General features: G+C 44.4%; 13 protein-coding genes. 5 read left to right on the top strand and 8 right to left on the bottom strand.

Annotation, left to right across the window (positions count from 1 at the left end):
* Nucleotides 1–197: 197 nt before the first annotated feature.
* Together NT010_04365 and NT010_04360 are read right to left on the bottom strand one after the other, a co-directional pair.
* Nucleotides 198–977 carry an enoyl-CoA hydratase/isomerase family protein gene (locus NT010_04365; protein ID MCX5805289.1) on the bottom strand — a complete coding sequence of 260 codons (780 nt, stop codon included), beginning with the start codon at nucleotides 975–977 and terminating at the stop codon, nucleotides 198–200.
* 251 nt (nucleotides 978–1228) lie between these two features.
* Complete coding sequence (locus NT010_04360) at nucleotides 1229–2839, bottom strand: acyl CoA:acetate/3-ketoacid CoA transferase (GenBank protein ID MCX5805288.1); 1611 nt, start codon at nucleotides 2837–2839, stop codon at nucleotides 1229–1231.
* 434 nt (nucleotides 2840–3273) lie between these two features.
* Here NT010_04360 and NT010_04355 point away from each other — a divergent pair, with 434 nt between their 5' ends.
* Nucleotides 3274–3861: a PIN domain-containing protein gene (locus tag NT010_04355; protein MCX5805287.1), complete on the top strand. Its 588-nt coding sequence runs from the start codon at nucleotides 3274–3276 to the stop codon at nucleotides 3859–3861.
* Between the two features lie 187 nt (nucleotides 3862–4048).
* Here NT010_04355 and NT010_04350 read toward each other — a convergent pair whose 3' ends face one another.
* The 4 genes from NT010_04350 to NT010_04335 all read right to left on the bottom strand — a co-directional run bounded on the left by NT010_04350 (nucleotide 4049) and on the right by NT010_04335 (nucleotide 9372).
* Nucleotides 4049–4549 carry a pyridoxamine 5'-phosphate oxidase family protein gene (locus NT010_04350; protein MCX5805286.1) on the bottom strand — a complete coding sequence of 167 codons (501 nt, stop codon included), beginning with the start codon at nucleotides 4547–4549 and terminating at the stop codon, nucleotides 4049–4051.
* 207 nt (nucleotides 4550–4756) lie between these two features.
* Nucleotides 4757–7198 (bottom strand): ATP-binding protein, encoded by a 2442-nt coding sequence (locus NT010_04345; protein MCX5805285.1) that lies wholly within the window; start codon nucleotides 7196–7198, stop codon nucleotides 4757–4759.
* Between the two features lie 101 nt (nucleotides 7199–7299).
* Nucleotides 7300–8055: an SDR family NAD(P)-dependent oxidoreductase gene (locus tag NT010_04340; protein ID MCX5805284.1), complete on the bottom strand. Its 756-nt coding sequence runs from the start codon at nucleotides 8053–8055 to the stop codon at nucleotides 7300–7302.
* A 132-nt stretch (nucleotides 8056–8187) separates the two neighbouring features.
* The gene (locus NT010_04335) at nucleotides 8188–9372 is read right to left on the bottom strand and encodes an MFS transporter (protein MCX5805283.1); all 1185 of its coding nucleotides are present in this window, start codon (nucleotides 9370–9372) and stop codon (nucleotides 8188–8190) included.
* Between the two features lie 395 nt (nucleotides 9373–9767).
* On the opposite strand from NT010_04335, the gene NT010_04330 reads away from it, so the two are divergent.
* Entirely contained in the window at nucleotides 9768–10241 is a 474-nt protein-coding gene (locus NT010_04330) for a VOC family protein (protein MCX5805282.1), read from the top strand.
* 309 nt (nucleotides 10242–10550) lie between these two features.
* On the opposite strand, the gene NT010_04325 is transcribed toward NT010_04330, so the two are convergent.
* Nucleotides 10551–11387, bottom strand: coding sequence for a zinc ribbon domain-containing protein (locus NT010_04325; protein MCX5805281.1), 837 nt, complete (start codon nucleotides 11385–11387; stop codon nucleotides 10551–10553).
* A gap of 108 nt (nucleotides 11388–11495) precedes the next feature.
* Between NT010_04325 and NT010_04320 the strand changes: the two genes are divergently transcribed.
* The 3 genes from NT010_04320 (at nucleotide 11496) to NT010_04310 (ending at nucleotide 14190) form a co-directional block, all read left to right on the top strand.
* Nucleotides 11496–12299 (top strand): methyltransferase domain-containing protein, encoded by an 804-nt coding sequence (locus NT010_04320; protein MCX5805280.1) that lies wholly within the window; start codon nucleotides 11496–11498, stop codon nucleotides 12297–12299.
* A 247-nt stretch (nucleotides 12300–12546) separates the two neighbouring features.
* Entirely contained in the window at nucleotides 12547–12894 is a 348-nt protein-coding gene (locus NT010_04315) for a hypothetical protein (protein MCX5805279.1), read from the top strand.
* A gap of 108 nt (nucleotides 12895–13002) precedes the next feature.
* Nucleotides 13003–14190: an MFS transporter gene (locus NT010_04310; GenBank protein ID MCX5805278.1), complete on the top strand. Its 1188-nt coding sequence runs from the start codon at nucleotides 13003–13005 to the stop codon at nucleotides 14188–14190.
* Between the two features lie 249 nt (nucleotides 14191–14439).
* Here the strand turns inward: NT010_04310 and NT010_04305 are convergent, their stop codons facing one another.
* On the bottom strand, nucleotides 14440–15798 hold the full coding sequence (locus tag NT010_04305; protein ID MCX5805277.1) for a hypothetical protein: 1359 nt from the start codon (nucleotides 15796–15798) through the stop codon (nucleotides 14440–14442).
* Between the last annotated feature and the right edge of the window lie 176 nt (nucleotides 15799–15974).

Here is a 15974-nt window from a genome sequence, read left to right as displayed (position 1 = left end):
CCGACACCGTAAGGATGGCGCCGATGGTTTGTAGGTAAATGGCCTACAGCGAATTCATCAACATGCCGATATTCAAATTTATATTGCATTGCTATAATTATCATAATAAAAAGGAGCCCTTTGCATAAAAGCCGCCTGGCAAGACACGATGAGGGGCATATACGGCATTCCTGAGAAGGGCCCCTTATGCGATACTTTTACTTCTCGTCCCGCTTCTTGAACGGGTTCTGGATCGGTTTCGAGCCGAGACAGAGCACCTGGTTCCTGTTTTCCAGATAAAGCGCCGCCTCCAGGCTGGCCGAGATATTCTGATTGATCGCCTCTTTGGTCATCCGTAAACCCAGGACCGACTTGGCAACCATCTTGTCCGCCAGCTCCCGTGCTTTCTTTATGACCTGCCCCTCGGGCACGATGTAATTCACCAGGCCGTAACGGTAGGCAGTCTCCGCGTCCATCGTCTCACCGGTCAGAAGGTATTCGGCAGCGATTCCAAGGGGTACCTGTCGAGGAAAGTGGAAGCTGCTGCCCATATCAGCGGCTGTTAATCCGATATTGATATAGGCGGCAAGGAATTTGGTTGTCGGGTCGGCAACCCTGACGTCACATGCCAGCGCGAAACTGAATCCTCCGCCTGCAGCCCATCCGTGTATGGCACCGACAATCGGTTGCGGGGCGCGCCGCATCATAAGGATTACCTCTGCGATCTGGTTCTGGAAGGCGTAGAGTTCCTCCACATTCTGTTTGTAGAATGGGCGATGCTCGTCGTCCATCTCGTCGATATCCGAACCGGAGCAAAAGGCCTTTCCTTTTCCGGTCATAATCACGACACGACACTCGTCCTGATTATTTTGACGTTCGCGCCAGAAATGGAGCAGTTCCTGCCGCATTTTTTTCGTGTGGGCGTTCAGTTTTCCGGGAACGTCCAATGTCAGTGTTCCTATTGTCCCGTCCAGGTCAAAATGAAGCGTATCGTACATTAGCGAGCCTCCTTCAATTAAGACGTATTCCATTCGTTAATCATGTTGCTAAGTCGGTAGTTAGCCACAGATTCACTCATGTAAAAGCAATCTTTTTATTGGATTATCACTTGTAACCGTGCATTTCAAGAAAAATCTTGCTATACAAACTTGCAGGTTAAAATCATGGTTGATGATACGTTGTGAAGAATAGGACTTGCCAAGGGATGGGAATATCCCATATCCCCTAACGGCAAGTCTAAGTTCTTGATTTAATACTTTTTATGCTTTTTAGGAAAACCAGTGAAGATGTCCGGATTGTTTTTCAACATTTTTTCCGGTTTGAAAATGGCAGCATCCATGGTCTTCAAATCATCGGCAATTACAGGGGCAAAATCCATTTGTGCAAGAACATCTTTCTGCAAATCTATGCCCGGAGCGATTTCCTTCAGAACCACCTTGCCGTTCTCCAGTTTGAAGACAGCCCGCTCGGTAACATAAACTACGTTCTGATTTGTTTCAGTGGCATATTTGCCGCTGAAGGTAATCTGATCTACCTTTTTCAGGAATTTTCTACCGGCGCCATCTTTGATGATGCTAAGTTTCCCGTCCTTCATCTCGATCTGTGGCTTACCGTTCATAAAGGGGGCGCAAAAAACCACGTTTTTCGCATTTTGTGAGATGTCAATAAAACCGCCGGTGCCGGTAATATCCGTGCCGAGCCTGCTCACATTGACGTTTCCTTCTTCGTCCATCTGGCCCATGCCCAGACATCCAAAATCCAAACCGCCGCCGTGATAGAAATCAAACTGGGAAGGCATGCTCATAATGCACTCAGGATTCCATGCTCCACCGAATTGTACACCTTTGGTCGGCACTCCGCCGACGATGCCCATCTCGATACTGAAGATAAAATCATCGATAACCCCTTCTTCACTTGCCACATTTCCGATACCGTCTGCTATACCGATTCCCAGATTTACAACAGCGCCAGCTTTCAGTTCCAGGGCAGCCCTACGTGCAACCAGTTTCCGAAGTCCGAATTCAAGGGGGGCAATGGCGCTAACAGGAACTTTAATATGACCGCAGAGGCCCGGATCATATTCCGCATTATATGTCTGCCACTGATTGGGATCCTGAACAACTGCAGTAACCATGTGAGCCGGTACGCGAACCATGCGGGGATTCAGGGTTCCTCTCTTGGCGATACGCTTTACCTGGGCAATGATGATTCCGCCGCTGTTGAATGTTGCCTGTGCTGCCTGCAACATGTGCAGGTCGAGCGCTTCCAGTTCAACGGATATGTTCCCGTCTTCATCAGCAGTAGTACCACGGACAATACAAACATTGATTGGGAAAGCCTTGTAAAGAAGCATATCGCGGCCGTGTATATTGATCAGTTCGACGAGGTCTTCTGACTGGGCCCTCTTGTTCAATTTTCCGCCTTCAACTCGAGGATCCACGCAGGTCCTCAGTCCTACAGGTGTGATGAGTCCAACCCGGTGTGCGGCAATTTCGCGCATAAGAAGCGACAGAACACCCTGGGGAAGGTTGTATGCTTCGATTTTTTCATCCAGTGCCAGTTTACCCATTACCCTTGACCAGCGCCAATGGCCGCCGACAATCCTTTTAACCAGACCTTCGTGGGCGAAATAGCCCATGCCTGATTCGCGGCCCTCGCCGTGTAAAAAATTCCGACCGCCGACGCCTGTGATATGTACGAAAGTACAGTCTTTGGGCTCACCTGTTTCCAGGAACCTCTTTTCAAGAGCCGCATAAACCATATCGGCATCCTGAAAACCACCACCGGACGCCACAATATTGATGGTGTCACCGTTCTTTATTAATTTTACTGCTTGTTCAGCTGACATGAGCTTGTCCATGGTAAAATCCTCCAAAGGTTATTTATGATATATTGGATAACAAAGTTATTATGATATTCAGGATAACAACTTGCTTGTTAACACAGGATATTTTACTACCAAATTCCAAATTTGTCTATAGGAAAAGACAGATCATCAGCCCATTCGGGTAACACAAACCGTTAAGATATAAAGAGGTCTTTTGTTGAGAAATTAGGGTCACTGGTCAGATTTACTCCAAGCCTTCTTGGCCCGGCTTCATCTCCGGATGTCGGAATATGGGTCATGCGTACTTCGCGGCCCCGGAGTAAGATTTATTTGATAATATATTGGTTTCACAGGTTTTTCTTTTGTTGATTACATTAGGCTATGGGTCTATAATTAAAGCAGATGAGTTTTTTGATTAACACGAGAACTATAATAATATACAATCATTCCTGAAGGGGGGGGCGTCTATGAGAATTATACTTATGATTGACTATGAAAATGTCCAGGGTCTTACATTAAACAGCTTAGACCCGGGTATTGTGGAAGTCTGGTTTTTTGTCGGCAAATCACAAAATAAAATACCTTTTGAACTTGTTGAATCAACACAGTCTTTTGGCAGTGCTTTAAGGTGGATCAAGATCGAGGGTAACGGAAAGAATAATCTCGATTTCCATATGATCTTCGAACTCGGCAGGCTTAGTATGGAAAAAGAAAAAGCAGGAGAGATATACCTTCTCTCGAAAGATAAAGGCTTTGATCCGGTAGTACAGTATGCAAACCGCCTGGGTTTGAAAGTAAAGCGTATAGTCAATCTTTCACAGATGCCTGCCTCTGATCAGGGCTCTCCGAAGTCTACCCACACAGATGCAGTTGTAATAAATCTTTCAAAAATACCTGCTGCCAGAAGGCCCAGAACAAAATCATCGCTGGCAACGCACCTTAAAAATACGTTCTCCGGCCGCATGGATGAAAAAGATATTGAGACAATAATGGAGCAGCTTTTTATTGAAGGTAAGATATCGGAAAGCAATAATCGTTTAAAATATGATATTTGAATTCATTTATAGTTCAACCGGTTGATGCGTACTTTTGATAAAAATGAAACAGGAGAATTCGCTGTTGACTGCCCGCTTAGCGCCTACTAATCGAGTATATGACTTTTTGTGCAGAGTTACGAATTAGCAAATAAAAGCGACTTACATAGGAGACAACGCAAAGAAAACAACTGTCCCCGTTCGGTCACTATTTTTCCCATTCATAAAATTCATTTTGATGTGGTTCCAATTCTCTTTTTGCTGTCATCTTCTTTACTTCCATCACTATTACTCTCGTTTCCAGGAGGGACGAACGCGATATCTCACGTTTGTCTTTCCCGTAATATTTCAGGAATTTATTATTTAATATTTCCTGAAGTTCCTGTTCATCCTCAACATACCTTGCATTACCGTAGGCTATTATGCTCTCCCATTTCCCATGACAATTATTCCTGCTTTTAAAATCCTCCGGAGTTCCATAATATTTCATAATGGTATACACAACAGATGGGTTTCTTTTTATGAAATCAATCTTTTTTCCGCCGACAGCGCAGTGAAAGTAAAAGCATCCATCTTCATATGCGTGGTTAATCGGTACGGCATAGGGCTCGCTTTCATGGCTAAATGACAACACTCCGTGATATGTCCCTTTGATAATGCCTTCACACTCTTCATTGTTTGTTTCTGTGGGTTTGATTCTATATGTCATTATGACCTCCTCTTATTTGATTGATAACAATTAATATATAACCATCGTATTTTTCCATTTCTTTAATATCAAGTCTCCTGTAAAAAAAAGTCTTATAGAACTGCAACCGTTTAAAAATAAGAGGCTTTCCAAAAGGATGCATAAAAACATGCCTTTCATTTTCAAAGAAAACATACAATACCCTCAATTCTATTTTTGTCCTTCTCCCTAACTATCATTTCCGTCCTTCGAAGCAGCCGTTTCCCCTTCTTTCTCCTTGTCTTTTTTCTTCTCAAGTGCCTCAGATATTTCCAGAAGTCTCTTTGCAACAAGGTAATTAATAGTGCCTTCCGGATATTCCCCGGATTCGTTAATTTCACCGGCAGATATGCCGGTAAGTATCTCAAGCCCCTCTTCCATTTTATCAATTGTGTATACAGCGAATTTCCCGTCCCTTACTGCATTTACCACTTCTTCCTTGAGAAAGAGATTTAAAGCATTTTTCTTCGGTATTATCACGCCATGGCTTCCATCAAGCCCGCGCATCCTGCAAAGCTCAAAAAAGCCTTCAATTTTCTGATTTACGCCGCCTATCGGTTGAACATCACCATTCTGATCCATTGAGCCGGTTACGGCAAAACATTGTTTCAGGGGTGCCCCGGATATACTGCTAAGAAGGGTATATAATTCGGCGCAGGTGGCGCTGTCGCCTTCTATCATTTCATAGAGCTGCTCAAAAGTAATGGATGCCGAAAGACTGATAGGTTTTTTTACTGCATATTTACTACCGAGATAACTTGATATAATCATGATTGCTTTTTCGTGGATTTTGCCGCTCATCTTTGTTTCGCGCTCGATGTTTACAACCCCGGCTCTTCCGGCAAATGTCTTGGCAGTTATCCTTGAAGGTTTTCCGAAACTGTAATCTCCCAGATCAAGCACGGCAAGACCATTCACCTGTCCAATCCTGGTGCCTTCCGTATCCACGATAAGTGTTCCTTCAAGCATCATTTCCCGTAGTCTTTCCTCAACCCTGTTTACCCGGTAAATACCTTCCACTACTGCAAGGGATACATGTTCTGCTGCGATAATGCTGCTGCCTGCTTTAAGAGCCCAGTAATGTGATTCCCTGAGCAGATCCAGAATATCGCTGAACTTCACAGACAGCTTGTTCTGGTGGTCGGCAAAACGGGAGCCGAATTCAATAATCTTTGCAACCCCACTCCTGTCCAGAGGAAGAAGCGCTTCTTCTTTCTGGCAGTGTGCAATAAATGCAGCATACTTATTTATATTTTCCGTTGTTCTGTCAATCCTGCTGTCAAAGTCGGCCTTAACCTTGAAAAGCTCCCTCGATTCTTCATCATATGCATAAAGGAGGTAGTACAACTGGGGATTACCCATGAGGATGACCTTTACGTTAAGAGGTATCGCTTCAGGTTTCAGGGTAGAGGTGCTAATCATTCTGTACTGCTCCAGAATATCCTCTACTTTTATTTCCCTGTTCTTAAGCGCTCTCTTCAGTGCATCATAAGAGAACGGGTTCTTTAAAAGGTCTGTGGCATTGATTACAAGATAACCACCGTTTGCCTTATGGACAGAACCCGCCTTAATGAGAGTAAAATCCGTTGTTGCCATCCCGTAGGTCACCTTGTATTCTATCCTGCCGAAGAGGTTCAGATATGTGGGGTTGCTTTCAAAAACAACAGGAGCACCTTTGTTTTCACCGTTATTTACGAACATGTTTACCGCATACTTTGTAACGGAGACTTCCTGCTGCGGCATCTTTAAAAAGGACAGGGGCGTTGGCTGTTGTTCTTCACCAACAGACTTGAACTCATCAAGGTGTGATAATATTTCCTCTTTCAAATCCTCAAGGTATGCAAGCATTTTCTCGTTTTTGCTATACTTCTTTTTCATTGCCTCAACAAGAGGCCCCACAATATCGAGAGCTATCATCTTTTCAAGTTTAGCCAGCATATCTCTTACTATTTTGTCCGTTTCCTTGAGAATTCTGACGGCATCATTCAGTTGTCCCTGGAGCATCCTGCCTGTTTCCTCCATCTGTCTTCGAATCGTTTCATCAAGGGCCTCGAATTCTTCTTTTGAGAACATCTCGCCCTTTTCATTCAAGGGCACAATAATAACGCCTGTCGGTCCCCTCTTTACAGCAAAGCCTCTTGTCTTTGCTTCTTCGTCAAGTTTTGAAAAATATTCCGATTGCTTTTGCTGAAACTGTTCAATGATTTTACCCTTCTGTTCTTCATATTCCTTTGATTCGAAAGCCTTTGGTATCTCAATCCTTAGTATCTTAACAAAGCCATCCATTTCTTTTTGAAAGGAAAGTCCCATGCCTGAGCTGAGAGGGATGACTATAGGCGCATCCGGGTTTTTGAAATTGAACACATAGCACCAGTCATCCGGCACCTTTTCTTGTGAAGCTTTCTCTTTCAGCAGGGCCAGGATGGTTGACATTTTTCCTGTCCCGCTCTCCCCAAGGGCAAAGATATTAAATCCTTTACTATCCATGGTAAGCCCGAAATCCATGGCTCGCAGCGCCTTTTCCTGACCGATAGTTCCTTTAAAATCATTTATTTCATTTGTTGTGTTGAATGTAAACAGATTTGGGTCACAACGCTTGTAAAGTTCTTCCGGGCTTAATTTGTTAATCATCTATGCCTCCTTTGTGCTATTACGGTATTGCCGGTTTTCATCATATTATTCTGTTTCTTAAGCAATTTCAGCCCTTTTCTCCTGGTCGGTCAGCGGCATGGTTATCTCATCCAGCTTCCGCCGGTAACGCATATTGTCTGACCGGTAACATATTCACCCTCATCGGTGACAAGGAACAGGGCTGTATTCGCAATGTCCTGTGGCGTCCCTTTTCTCGGATAGGGTATTTCCTCGTACATCCGTTCTATTTCTTCTTCAGGGTATATATGGGGAATAAATTCATTATATATAAAACTCGGCGCAATTGTATTCGCAGTTATATGGAATTGTGCCGCTTCAGCGGCAAGGCATCGTGTAAATGCCATAACCCCGGCTTTTGCAGCTGCATAGTGGGCATGTCCGGCCTTCAGTCCCCTGAATGCTGCAACAGATGTGACGCTCACGATTCGCCCGTAGTTCTGTTTCATCATGGCAGGCAGGACTGCTCTGCAGCAATAGAATGTTCCACGCAGTGATACATTTATTACCAGTTCCCATTCCTCGTCAGACATGTCCACTATCTGTACAGGCCGGTTTGTCCCTGCATTGTTGAAGAGTATATCTATGTGACCGAATTTCTCAAGCACAATATTTACAGAACGTTCCACATCATTACGGCTTGTTACATCACATCCGATGCCGAGGGCTTCAATACCATATTCTTGCTTGAGTGCTTCGGCAACTGAAATCGACCGGTCTTTATGAGCATCGGTCACTACAACGCGGGCGCCTTCCCGGGCGAATGTTCTGGCAACTGCCTGGCCAATGCCTGCGCCGGCTGCTGCTGTAAGTAAAGCAACTCTTCCTTCAAGTTTCATGTGATTCCTCCAGTAAATATCATAGCAAAAATTGTTATGATGACTCAAGTGCAAACAAGGTATCTCCCCCGGTCTCATGAGGATAAATTGTTATTGTATGTATTGAGGCGGATAGCAGCTTTCAGCTGGCATTCATGCCCTGTGAGAAGTTTTTGGGCTCAATTCTTCTAAAAAAAATACAAGCCCGCTCGACATAATAACCAATATTCCAAGTATCAATATGCCAAACTGGAAGCTCAGCAGATCACCTGAAAGTCCGAGAAGGTATGGGGTAACCCCCCAACCGATGATTACACCAAACCCAAATATAAAACCGGTGGCTATTCCTCGAACATTTAAATCAAAAATCTTTGAAATCGCTATAAGCCCGGCTGGGAAAAAGCCATAAATGAAACTTGCCTGGAGAAAAAGGGCTATTCCGACAAACTTAATGCCCGCTAATGCTACAAATGCCGTAGAGGCACCGGAAATAATCAAAATGGAGACCATGATTGCACGTATACTGAACCGACTAACCAGAAAACCTGAACTAATGGCTACAACAAATCCGCCAAGCCTTGATATGCCGAAAATAGTGTTGGCGTATCCTAAATCAAGATGAAGCTCCTTGGTAAGAAATAAAGGGGTGACATAATAAACCCCGATGCTTGTTGATGCGGCAAATACCCAGATGATGCTCAGAATCCACAGTGCCCGCCTTCTGATGAATTTACCGAAAGCAGCCCTGGTAACACGGGCGACTGTAAGCTCATTAAAGAGAAAGTAGAATGTAATTGCAGCAGCCACAAAAACAAAACCCATTATCCCTAAAACTCCCCGCCAATAGAAAAAACGAAGGAGAAAAAGGGCAATCAATGGGGCTGCAAAAACCCCTATTGAAGCAGCCGAATCGTGAATTGCAATCGTCTTGCTCCAGATATTTTCTTCATAATAGCTGGTAATAAGGGGAATAACAGCCGGGATATAGATGCCTGTTGCGATCCCGATAATGAAGGCGACAACGTAAAGAAAAGTAAAGGTCTTGACGAGGGGAATCAGGAAAAACATAAGGGCTGTTACTAGCAAGGAGACTATAATGGATTTTTTGTAACCAAATACCCCGGAAAGCAGCCCGGACAAAAACACCGATATCCCATAGCCGATAGAGAGAAATATAAAAATACTACTCGCCTTTGCATGACTGATGAGGAACTCATCTTCAATCAACGGTAAGACAGGGGAGAGGATGGTTCTGCCGATAAAATTGATAGACCAGAGAGAGCTTAGGAATAGGAGATATAGGAATGATATACCTTTTAACGAACCGAACCTGATCATCGCTCCAATATAGCCGGAAAAATCTGAATATTCAATAAAAAGTTCTAAATAGGCTATCTTTACGACATCTCTGCACAGTGGTACATTTTCAATAAATAATGCTCAGATTTACAGAAAAGGCTATATACTGTATAAGTGCATGCAATAATTTTGCTATTTTTATTTTTAATAAGAAAAAACGTGAAATTTTACTAATGTCTTCCTGTTATCCGCGAAATCAATGTTCTCCAAAGCATTAAAGATATTAACTGACAATCGTTGGATTCTCCCTTGCAAAATATTTGAAATAGAAGGAAAATAGAATAAAGGTGGAACATGAGTAAAATCTTGGCGGAAGAGTTTATTGACTTCCATAAGAACGTTTCCTGCGCATATATTTGATGAAGGGAGTTATAATGAAATGTACCAATATCCATCATGTGGGCATGTGGGTTGACAACATCGATGAGGCAATCTCTTTTTTCACTGATATAATGGGGTTTCGTTTGTTGACACGCGGCCCGCGAGGCAGTATCGGGCCGGGGGAACGAGCCCTTGTTCATGCTGGTGATCAGCAGGTGATAGAACTACTGACAGAACCGAACGTTACACCGCGTCCCGATTTCCCTGTTCACCCGATGGGCCATGTGGTTGGGATTCCTCATATATGCCTGAGGGTAACGGATGTACCGGCTTGGCGGCAGAAACTTCAAACCCACGGATACGCTGTTTCTGAGGAGTTTCCCAAAACCGGTTTTACGCATACAGAACTGGGGTTACTCCGATTAATTTTTTTTGAAGGCCCGGGAGGAGTAGGATTTGAATTATTCGAATTTGAGAAGGAATACCCCCTGTCCCACACTTCTTCCAGTAATTTACGATCAAAGTAAAAGGCCGTATACTCAACAAGCAGGCACACACTACAGCAGGACAACCAACGGTTTACCCACTCAAAGTGAAAAAGAATTATTATTAACGATTTTGTTGCTGTAACACCTGTAAGCCGGAACCACGGGTTTACCTGTCAGGAATCTATATTTTTCCACTGGAGCCAGAGTAATAATCCTCCCCATAGGAAAGAAATGAGCATCAATAATATCCCTGACTATTACCGGGGCTTGCGTCGCCCCCTCCACAAGCAAAGCTCGTGGAGCCTTCCCCTCTCGCACGCCGTGCGTGCTATCGAGCAATCCGGGACATTACGAATCTATATTTTTCCATTGGAGCCAGAGTAATAATCCTCCCCATAGGAAAGAAATGAGCATCAATAATATCCCGAACCAATGGGATATATTGGCTATTACATGGTCAAGTTTTAATAAGCCGAGTGTTCCCAGGATGTTATTCCAGTCATGGTAGCCGGGTGCATCCTGGCCTGTTACACCCCCCAGCAGCATTAGCACCTGGGCGCGGGCATCGTTTATATAGGGCGAGCAATCGATAAAGTTCTGCCCAATCCACCATAGAGAAATAGAGGCGCTGAATACATCGCTCTGCTTTAAAAATGCTCCCATACAAATTGCAGGGATAAGGATTTGAAAGAGACTTCCACCAAGCACGCCCATAAAATCTCCAAAGGGTGAAAGGATAATATGCCCGGCTTCATGGAAAGGGAGGCTTACATTATGGAGAAAGGACTCTCCGGCATAATTGCTATTAACAGAATGTGTAATATATTTAAAGCCCCATATAATGGTTATAAGAAAAACAAAGACCCTGCCGGCAAAAACGAAGGGGTTGATCTTTTCTCCAACGGAAAAGAAGAAGTCCTTAAAGGTTGTAGTATCCGGTTCGCTGCTGTCTCTGCGTTTCTTTGATTTTATCTTACTCCCCGAAATATTTTCTTTTCCGGCAGTAGCGGTAATGTAATCAATCAGGGTCTCATATGCCCAGCTTATTTCCTTTAGCTTTTCCCACCCTTCTTCTTTTGTGCTAAACTTATTCTTGATTTTTGCAAAGGCTTCTTCAATCTCTTCTCTTGATGCATCCGGTGAAAGCCCGAGTGTTTGATAGCAGTTTTTTATCAAGTCATCCATGTTGGAACCTGTCAAATGTGATTTTATCCTATCCGCTCCAATTTTTAAACGATTTTCTTATACAGCAGCTTGACATTGCATATACTTCTATGATTTTTTAGAGGAACAATGAGTAAAGTATATGTTCACGGCTACGATCATCGGGAAAATATAAGATTACAGGATCAGGCATCCACCCTTGTCGATTTGTTGCATTCCGATACTGCATATCCGGCAGGAAGCCGTGTTTTGGAAGCCGGTTGTGGTATTGGTGCGCAGACAGTTACCCTGGCGAAAAACAGCCCGGGCGCCTTGATTACTTCCATAGATATTTCCAATGTCTCTGTTGCTGAAGCCAGGCAAAAAGTCACAATGGCAGGCTTGAACAATGTGCAATTCCAACAGGGCGATATCTTCAATTTACCCTATAGGCCAAACTCCTTTGATCATGTTTTTGTCTGCTTTGTCCTGGAGCATCTCGTAAAGCCGATAATAGCACTACAGACGTTGAACGACTATCTGCGGCCTGGTGGAACAATCACGGTCATTGAAGGAGACCATGGTTCTGCCTATTTTCATCCTGACAGTGATGCCGCACACCAGGCGATTCATTGTCAGGTCGAATTGCAGCGCCGGGCCGGCGGAAATGCTATGATAGGGAGAGAACTTTATCCGCTTTTACTTGGCGCAGGCTACAATTCAATCCATGTATCTCCCAGGATGGTCTATGTTGATTCGAGCAAGCCTGGGCTGGTCGAAGGTTTCACGAAAAAAACATTTACAGCCATGATAGAGGGTGTTCGTGAATCGGCGATCAGGGCAGAAATAATTGAGCCGCATGTTTTCGACAAGGGAATAAAGGACTTATACCGAACGACAGAGCCGGATGGAGTGTTTTGCTACACCTTTTTCAAAGCTGTTGGAAAGAAATGAATGACCAGCTATGAACCGGATCAGCAGGAAACTCCCGAATAGTCTATACAGCAGCTTGACATTATAGAGGCAAACTATTACTTTATGTGTAATTCTATTCTAAATCAAAGCGCTATCATCGTTGGCTTCGTCATCATCTCCTCGACGTACTATTTATGTACGTCTACGTCGTTTCTTCCTTGCCGCCTTGATTTCATCTTTGATTTAGGATTAGAATAACATCGATCGAATAAAAAAAGGAGTTAATATGATCAGGGCTAAATTGTGGTTCAGATGCGCGGCAATGCACGATCCTGTTACCCCCATGGTTGCACAGCCGGCACTTGTCGGCTGGGAAGCAAAAAAAAGAAGGGTAGATCTTACGATTGAAAGAGCTTTTAACGGTGAGGAACTTGTCCGCCGGATGAAGGGATGGGTTACCACAGACCCGCAGCAGGTCATAGATGTGGTAAAAAAGTATGGAAAATTAAAGGTTCTGGATGACAGAGAACTGGTCGTCGTGTTGGAAAACGAAGAGGATGTAAAGAAGCTGAACGATGCCCTTCTCGATACCTTCGGGGGCGAGGTGGATGTGGAGCCGGTTAAAAAGGTATGATCTGCAAGCATCAGTGAAATATACTGCTGCTTGCAGCAGGTATTAGAGGGAAACCCTCTGTTCTAAAAAACGGCCGTAAAAAAATATTTTGGATTAACATAACGATTGATGAAATATTTTTCACGCATAAACCAAATGTCACGGGAACTGAAGCTCTTTATTCTGGCGTCGTTGGCCATGGGTATAGCATTCAGCATTGTTGACTCTACGTTTAATAATTTTCTTAATGAACGCTTTGCTCTAACCGGCTTTCAACGATCATTTCTTGAATTTCCGCGTGAATTGCCAGGCCTTCTTGTCGTTTTTGTGTCCGTTTCGCTCTGGTTTCTCTGCAGTCGTCGGCAAAGCGCAGTGGCAATGCTTTTGTGTGCCGCGGGTGCCTTTCTTATCGGTTTTGCTTCGCCTGTCTACATGATCATGGTGGCCTGGCTGTTCGTCTATAGTGCGGGTCTGCATCTTTTTATACCCCTGTCTTCGGCTATTGGTATGGAACTTGCCAGAGAAGGCAGGATAGGACAACGTCTGGGACAACTCAACGCGATCAGAAACTTCGCAGTTATCGCAGGAAGTCTTCTGGTGCTGCTGGGATTTAAGTTTCTGGGATTTACATTTCATCACACATTTGCGCTGTCTTGTTTTGCTTTTATAGTGGCAGCGGTGCTTATGTTTGTTATGAAGCCTGAGGAGACACATAAGCCCAAAGTGTATTTGAAGCTGTACAAGGAATATCGGTTGTACTATCTTCTCTCAGTGCTCTTCGGTTCGCGGAAACAGATATTTCTAACCTTCGGCCCCTGGGTTCTGGTGACAATTTATCATCAACCGACGCAGACAATCGCCACACTCGTCCTGCTTGGAGGTGGGATCGGCATTATTTTTCAGCCCTTTCTTGGTTGGGCTATCGACAAGCTCGGTGAGAAAATAGTACTCTTGTCAGAGTCAGTGCTGCTTGTATTTGTCTGTCTCGGCTATGGATTTTCAAAGTTTCTTTTGGCGGAAGGACCTGCCTTTATTGTTGCCTGTATATGCTTCCTTTTGGATCAGATGCTTATGTCAGTCAATATGGCCCGCTCAACGTATATGAAAAAGATCGCCCTTCACGATTCTCACGTTCAGGCGGCCCTGACGAGTTCTGTTAGCATTGATCATATCTTTTCTATTGCCGTTGGACTGCTGGGCGGCGTAATCTGGGACGTACTGGGATTTCAATATGTTTTTCTGTTAGGAGCATTGATTGCGATCTGCAATTTCTTTGCTGCCTGGTGGATCCGCATTCCAAATAAAAAACATGCCTAAGGTTGTTTATAGCTATTTCTGTACTTTTCGAGAGATAGCCCGACACCGAATGCTTATCCTAACAGGAAATATATTATACCAATTCGCCTTCAATCATATAACTTCGTTGCCTCCTCTTCGCGCTCCGCTATTTCTGGGGCTCACGTCGCCCCCTCCACAAGCAAAGCTCGCGGAGCCCCCCCTTCTCGCTCACTGTGTGAGCTAATGCCTGCGTCGCCTCGTTCTATGCATGAAACCTAATTGGTATTATTATACTTTCTTTCCGCAAAACATACCGGTACCCATAACAATGATAATATATGCCGTTACGATCCAAATTGGATGGATGATCTTATGGAACCCGCTGAAAAAACAAAGGATAACAATAATGGCGGTACCCAACAAAGATGCAAAGGCATATCCGCTGCCCACTTTCTTCCCGGACCAGCCTATAAAGACGATATAGACTATGGCGCTTAGAAAAACGGCAAGCCATGTTACTTCCCTGAGAATCTCTTTTACAAAAAACCCGAGAAGCAATGCCACAGCGCCTATGAGAAGTGTTGTGACCCTGGATACAAGAAGTAATGTCCGGTCGTTTTGTATATTGAAAACCGGGCCTATGTATCCTTTCACGGCCAGGGTAGTGGCACCCATCAGGAAGGGTGACCCGGAACTCATAAGGGGGGCCCACATACTTATGAGAAAAAAAACGGCAACGACGGGAGGCACTACAGTCAGCAAGGACGGCAAGGCAGCAAGAGAAGGGGTGTCGGGGAAGATATCGCGTGCGATAATGCCGCAGAGGGCCGCCATTACAACGACAGGGATTGCGATGAGGTTGCCTATGATAATCCCCATCCTGCCTTCAGCGGAACTTCTGGCTGACGATGCCGTGTTGATTACCGGCTGGGCAAGCACACCAAGGGTAAAGTTTATATAAGCCCAACTCAGGGCCTGACCGATCCCGAGGTCTCCGAAAGGGGTAAGGTAATGGGTATGCATCGCCATTCTTCCCAGGGCCTCGCTGTTTACAATAACATAAATGCCGCCCATAAAAATGCCGATAAAGATAGCACATATGTGGATGAGGTTGGTATAGGCGGTTGCAACAAATCCGCCCATTACATTGTAAAGAGTAAAAACAAAGGCAGTGAGGATCATTCCTTCAACAAAAGACACCTGTCCTTTTAGAATAACAGAAAGGATAGCGCCCCCTCCGACGATCTGCATGGTTACTACCCATATGGAGAAAATCAGTTGCAGGATTCCGGCGAGTTTTGCGGTCTTGCTGTCGTAGAGGTTTCCCACGACATCGAGAATAGAATAGGTCTTTCTGCCGCCAAGAATCTTGTCAAAAAGGAGTGCCGTGACGAACATAGCAATCCATATGCCGACCTGGAACCAGAGGGCGCTTATGCCATGTATAAAAGCGCCCTGAGCCATCCCTACAATAGACACGCCGCCAATCCACGTACCGGCGATCAGCACGGAAATAAAGGGCACCGAAAGACCCCGTGACGCCACAAGGTATGCCTCGGAGGATTTCGACTTTCGCGTCACATATATGCCGGTAAGCCAGAGCAGACAAACATACCCGAAAATGGAAAAAAGAAGAATGCCTTTCAAAAGCTACCTCCTTTTGTAAAAATCCTCCGGATTTTTTATGGTTTTTTTCCCAACCTTTTTTATTATACCACAAGGAGGATTGTGTACAACAAAGGTATGCGCTAAGGTTGAAATAATTTTGAGTCTCATATATTAGTAAAGAGATGCTTTTTGTATCATTATCACAACAATATGAG

Source organism: Pseudomonadota bacterium, from assembly GCA_026388275.1.
Classification (GTDB): domain Bacteria; phylum Desulfobacterota; class Syntrophorhabdia; order Syntrophorhabdales; family Syntrophorhabdaceae; genus JAPLKB01.
The sequence above is the reverse complement of the archived record's forward strand: the minus strand, read 5'-3'. Positions and strand labels throughout refer to the sequence as shown.

What these genes read in the sequence shown, in the direction of transcription:
- NT010_04365 (MCX5805289.1), bottom strand. Translation starts at nt 977, where the DNA reads ATGTACGATACGCTTCATTTTGACCTGGACGGGACAATAGGAACACTG.
- NT010_04360 (MCX5805288.1), bottom strand. Translation starts at nt 2,839, where the DNA reads ATGGACAAGCTCATGTCAGCTGAACAAGCAGTAAAATTAATAAAGAAC.
- NT010_04355 (MCX5805287.1), top strand. Translation starts at nt 3,274, where the DNA reads ATGAGAATTATACTTATGATTGACTATGAAAATGTCCAGGGTCTTACA.
- NT010_04350 (MCX5805286.1), bottom strand. Translation starts at nt 4,549, where the DNA reads ATGACATATAGAATCAAACCCACAGAAACAAACAATGAAGAGTGTGAA.
- NT010_04345 (MCX5805285.1), bottom strand. Translation starts at nt 7,198, where the DNA reads ATGATTAACAAATTAAGCCCGGAAGAACTTTACAAGCGTTGTGACCCA.
- NT010_04340 (MCX5805284.1), bottom strand. Translation starts at nt 8,055, where the DNA reads ATGAAACTTGAAGGAAGAGTTGCTTTACTTACAGCAGCAGCCGGCGCA.
- NT010_04335 (MCX5805283.1), bottom strand. Translation starts at nt 9,372, where the DNA reads ATGATCAGGTTCGGTTCGTTAAAAGGTATATCATTCCTATATCTCCTA.
- NT010_04330 (MCX5805282.1), top strand. Translation starts at nt 9,768, where the DNA reads ATGAAATGTACCAATATCCATCATGTGGGCATGTGGGTTGACAACATC.
- NT010_04325 (MCX5805281.1), bottom strand. Translation starts at nt 11,387, where the DNA reads ATGGATGACTTGATAAAAAACTGCTATCAAACACTCGGGCTTTCACCG.
- NT010_04320 (MCX5805280.1), top strand. Translation starts at nt 11,496, where the DNA reads ATGAGTAAAGTATATGTTCACGGCTACGATCATCGGGAAAATATAAGA.
- NT010_04315 (MCX5805279.1), top strand. Translation starts at nt 12,547, where the DNA reads ATGATCAGGGCTAAATTGTGGTTCAGATGCGCGGCAATGCACGATCCT.
- NT010_04310 (MCX5805278.1), top strand. Translation starts at nt 13,003, where the DNA reads ATGAAATATTTTTCACGCATAAACCAAATGTCACGGGAACTGAAGCTC.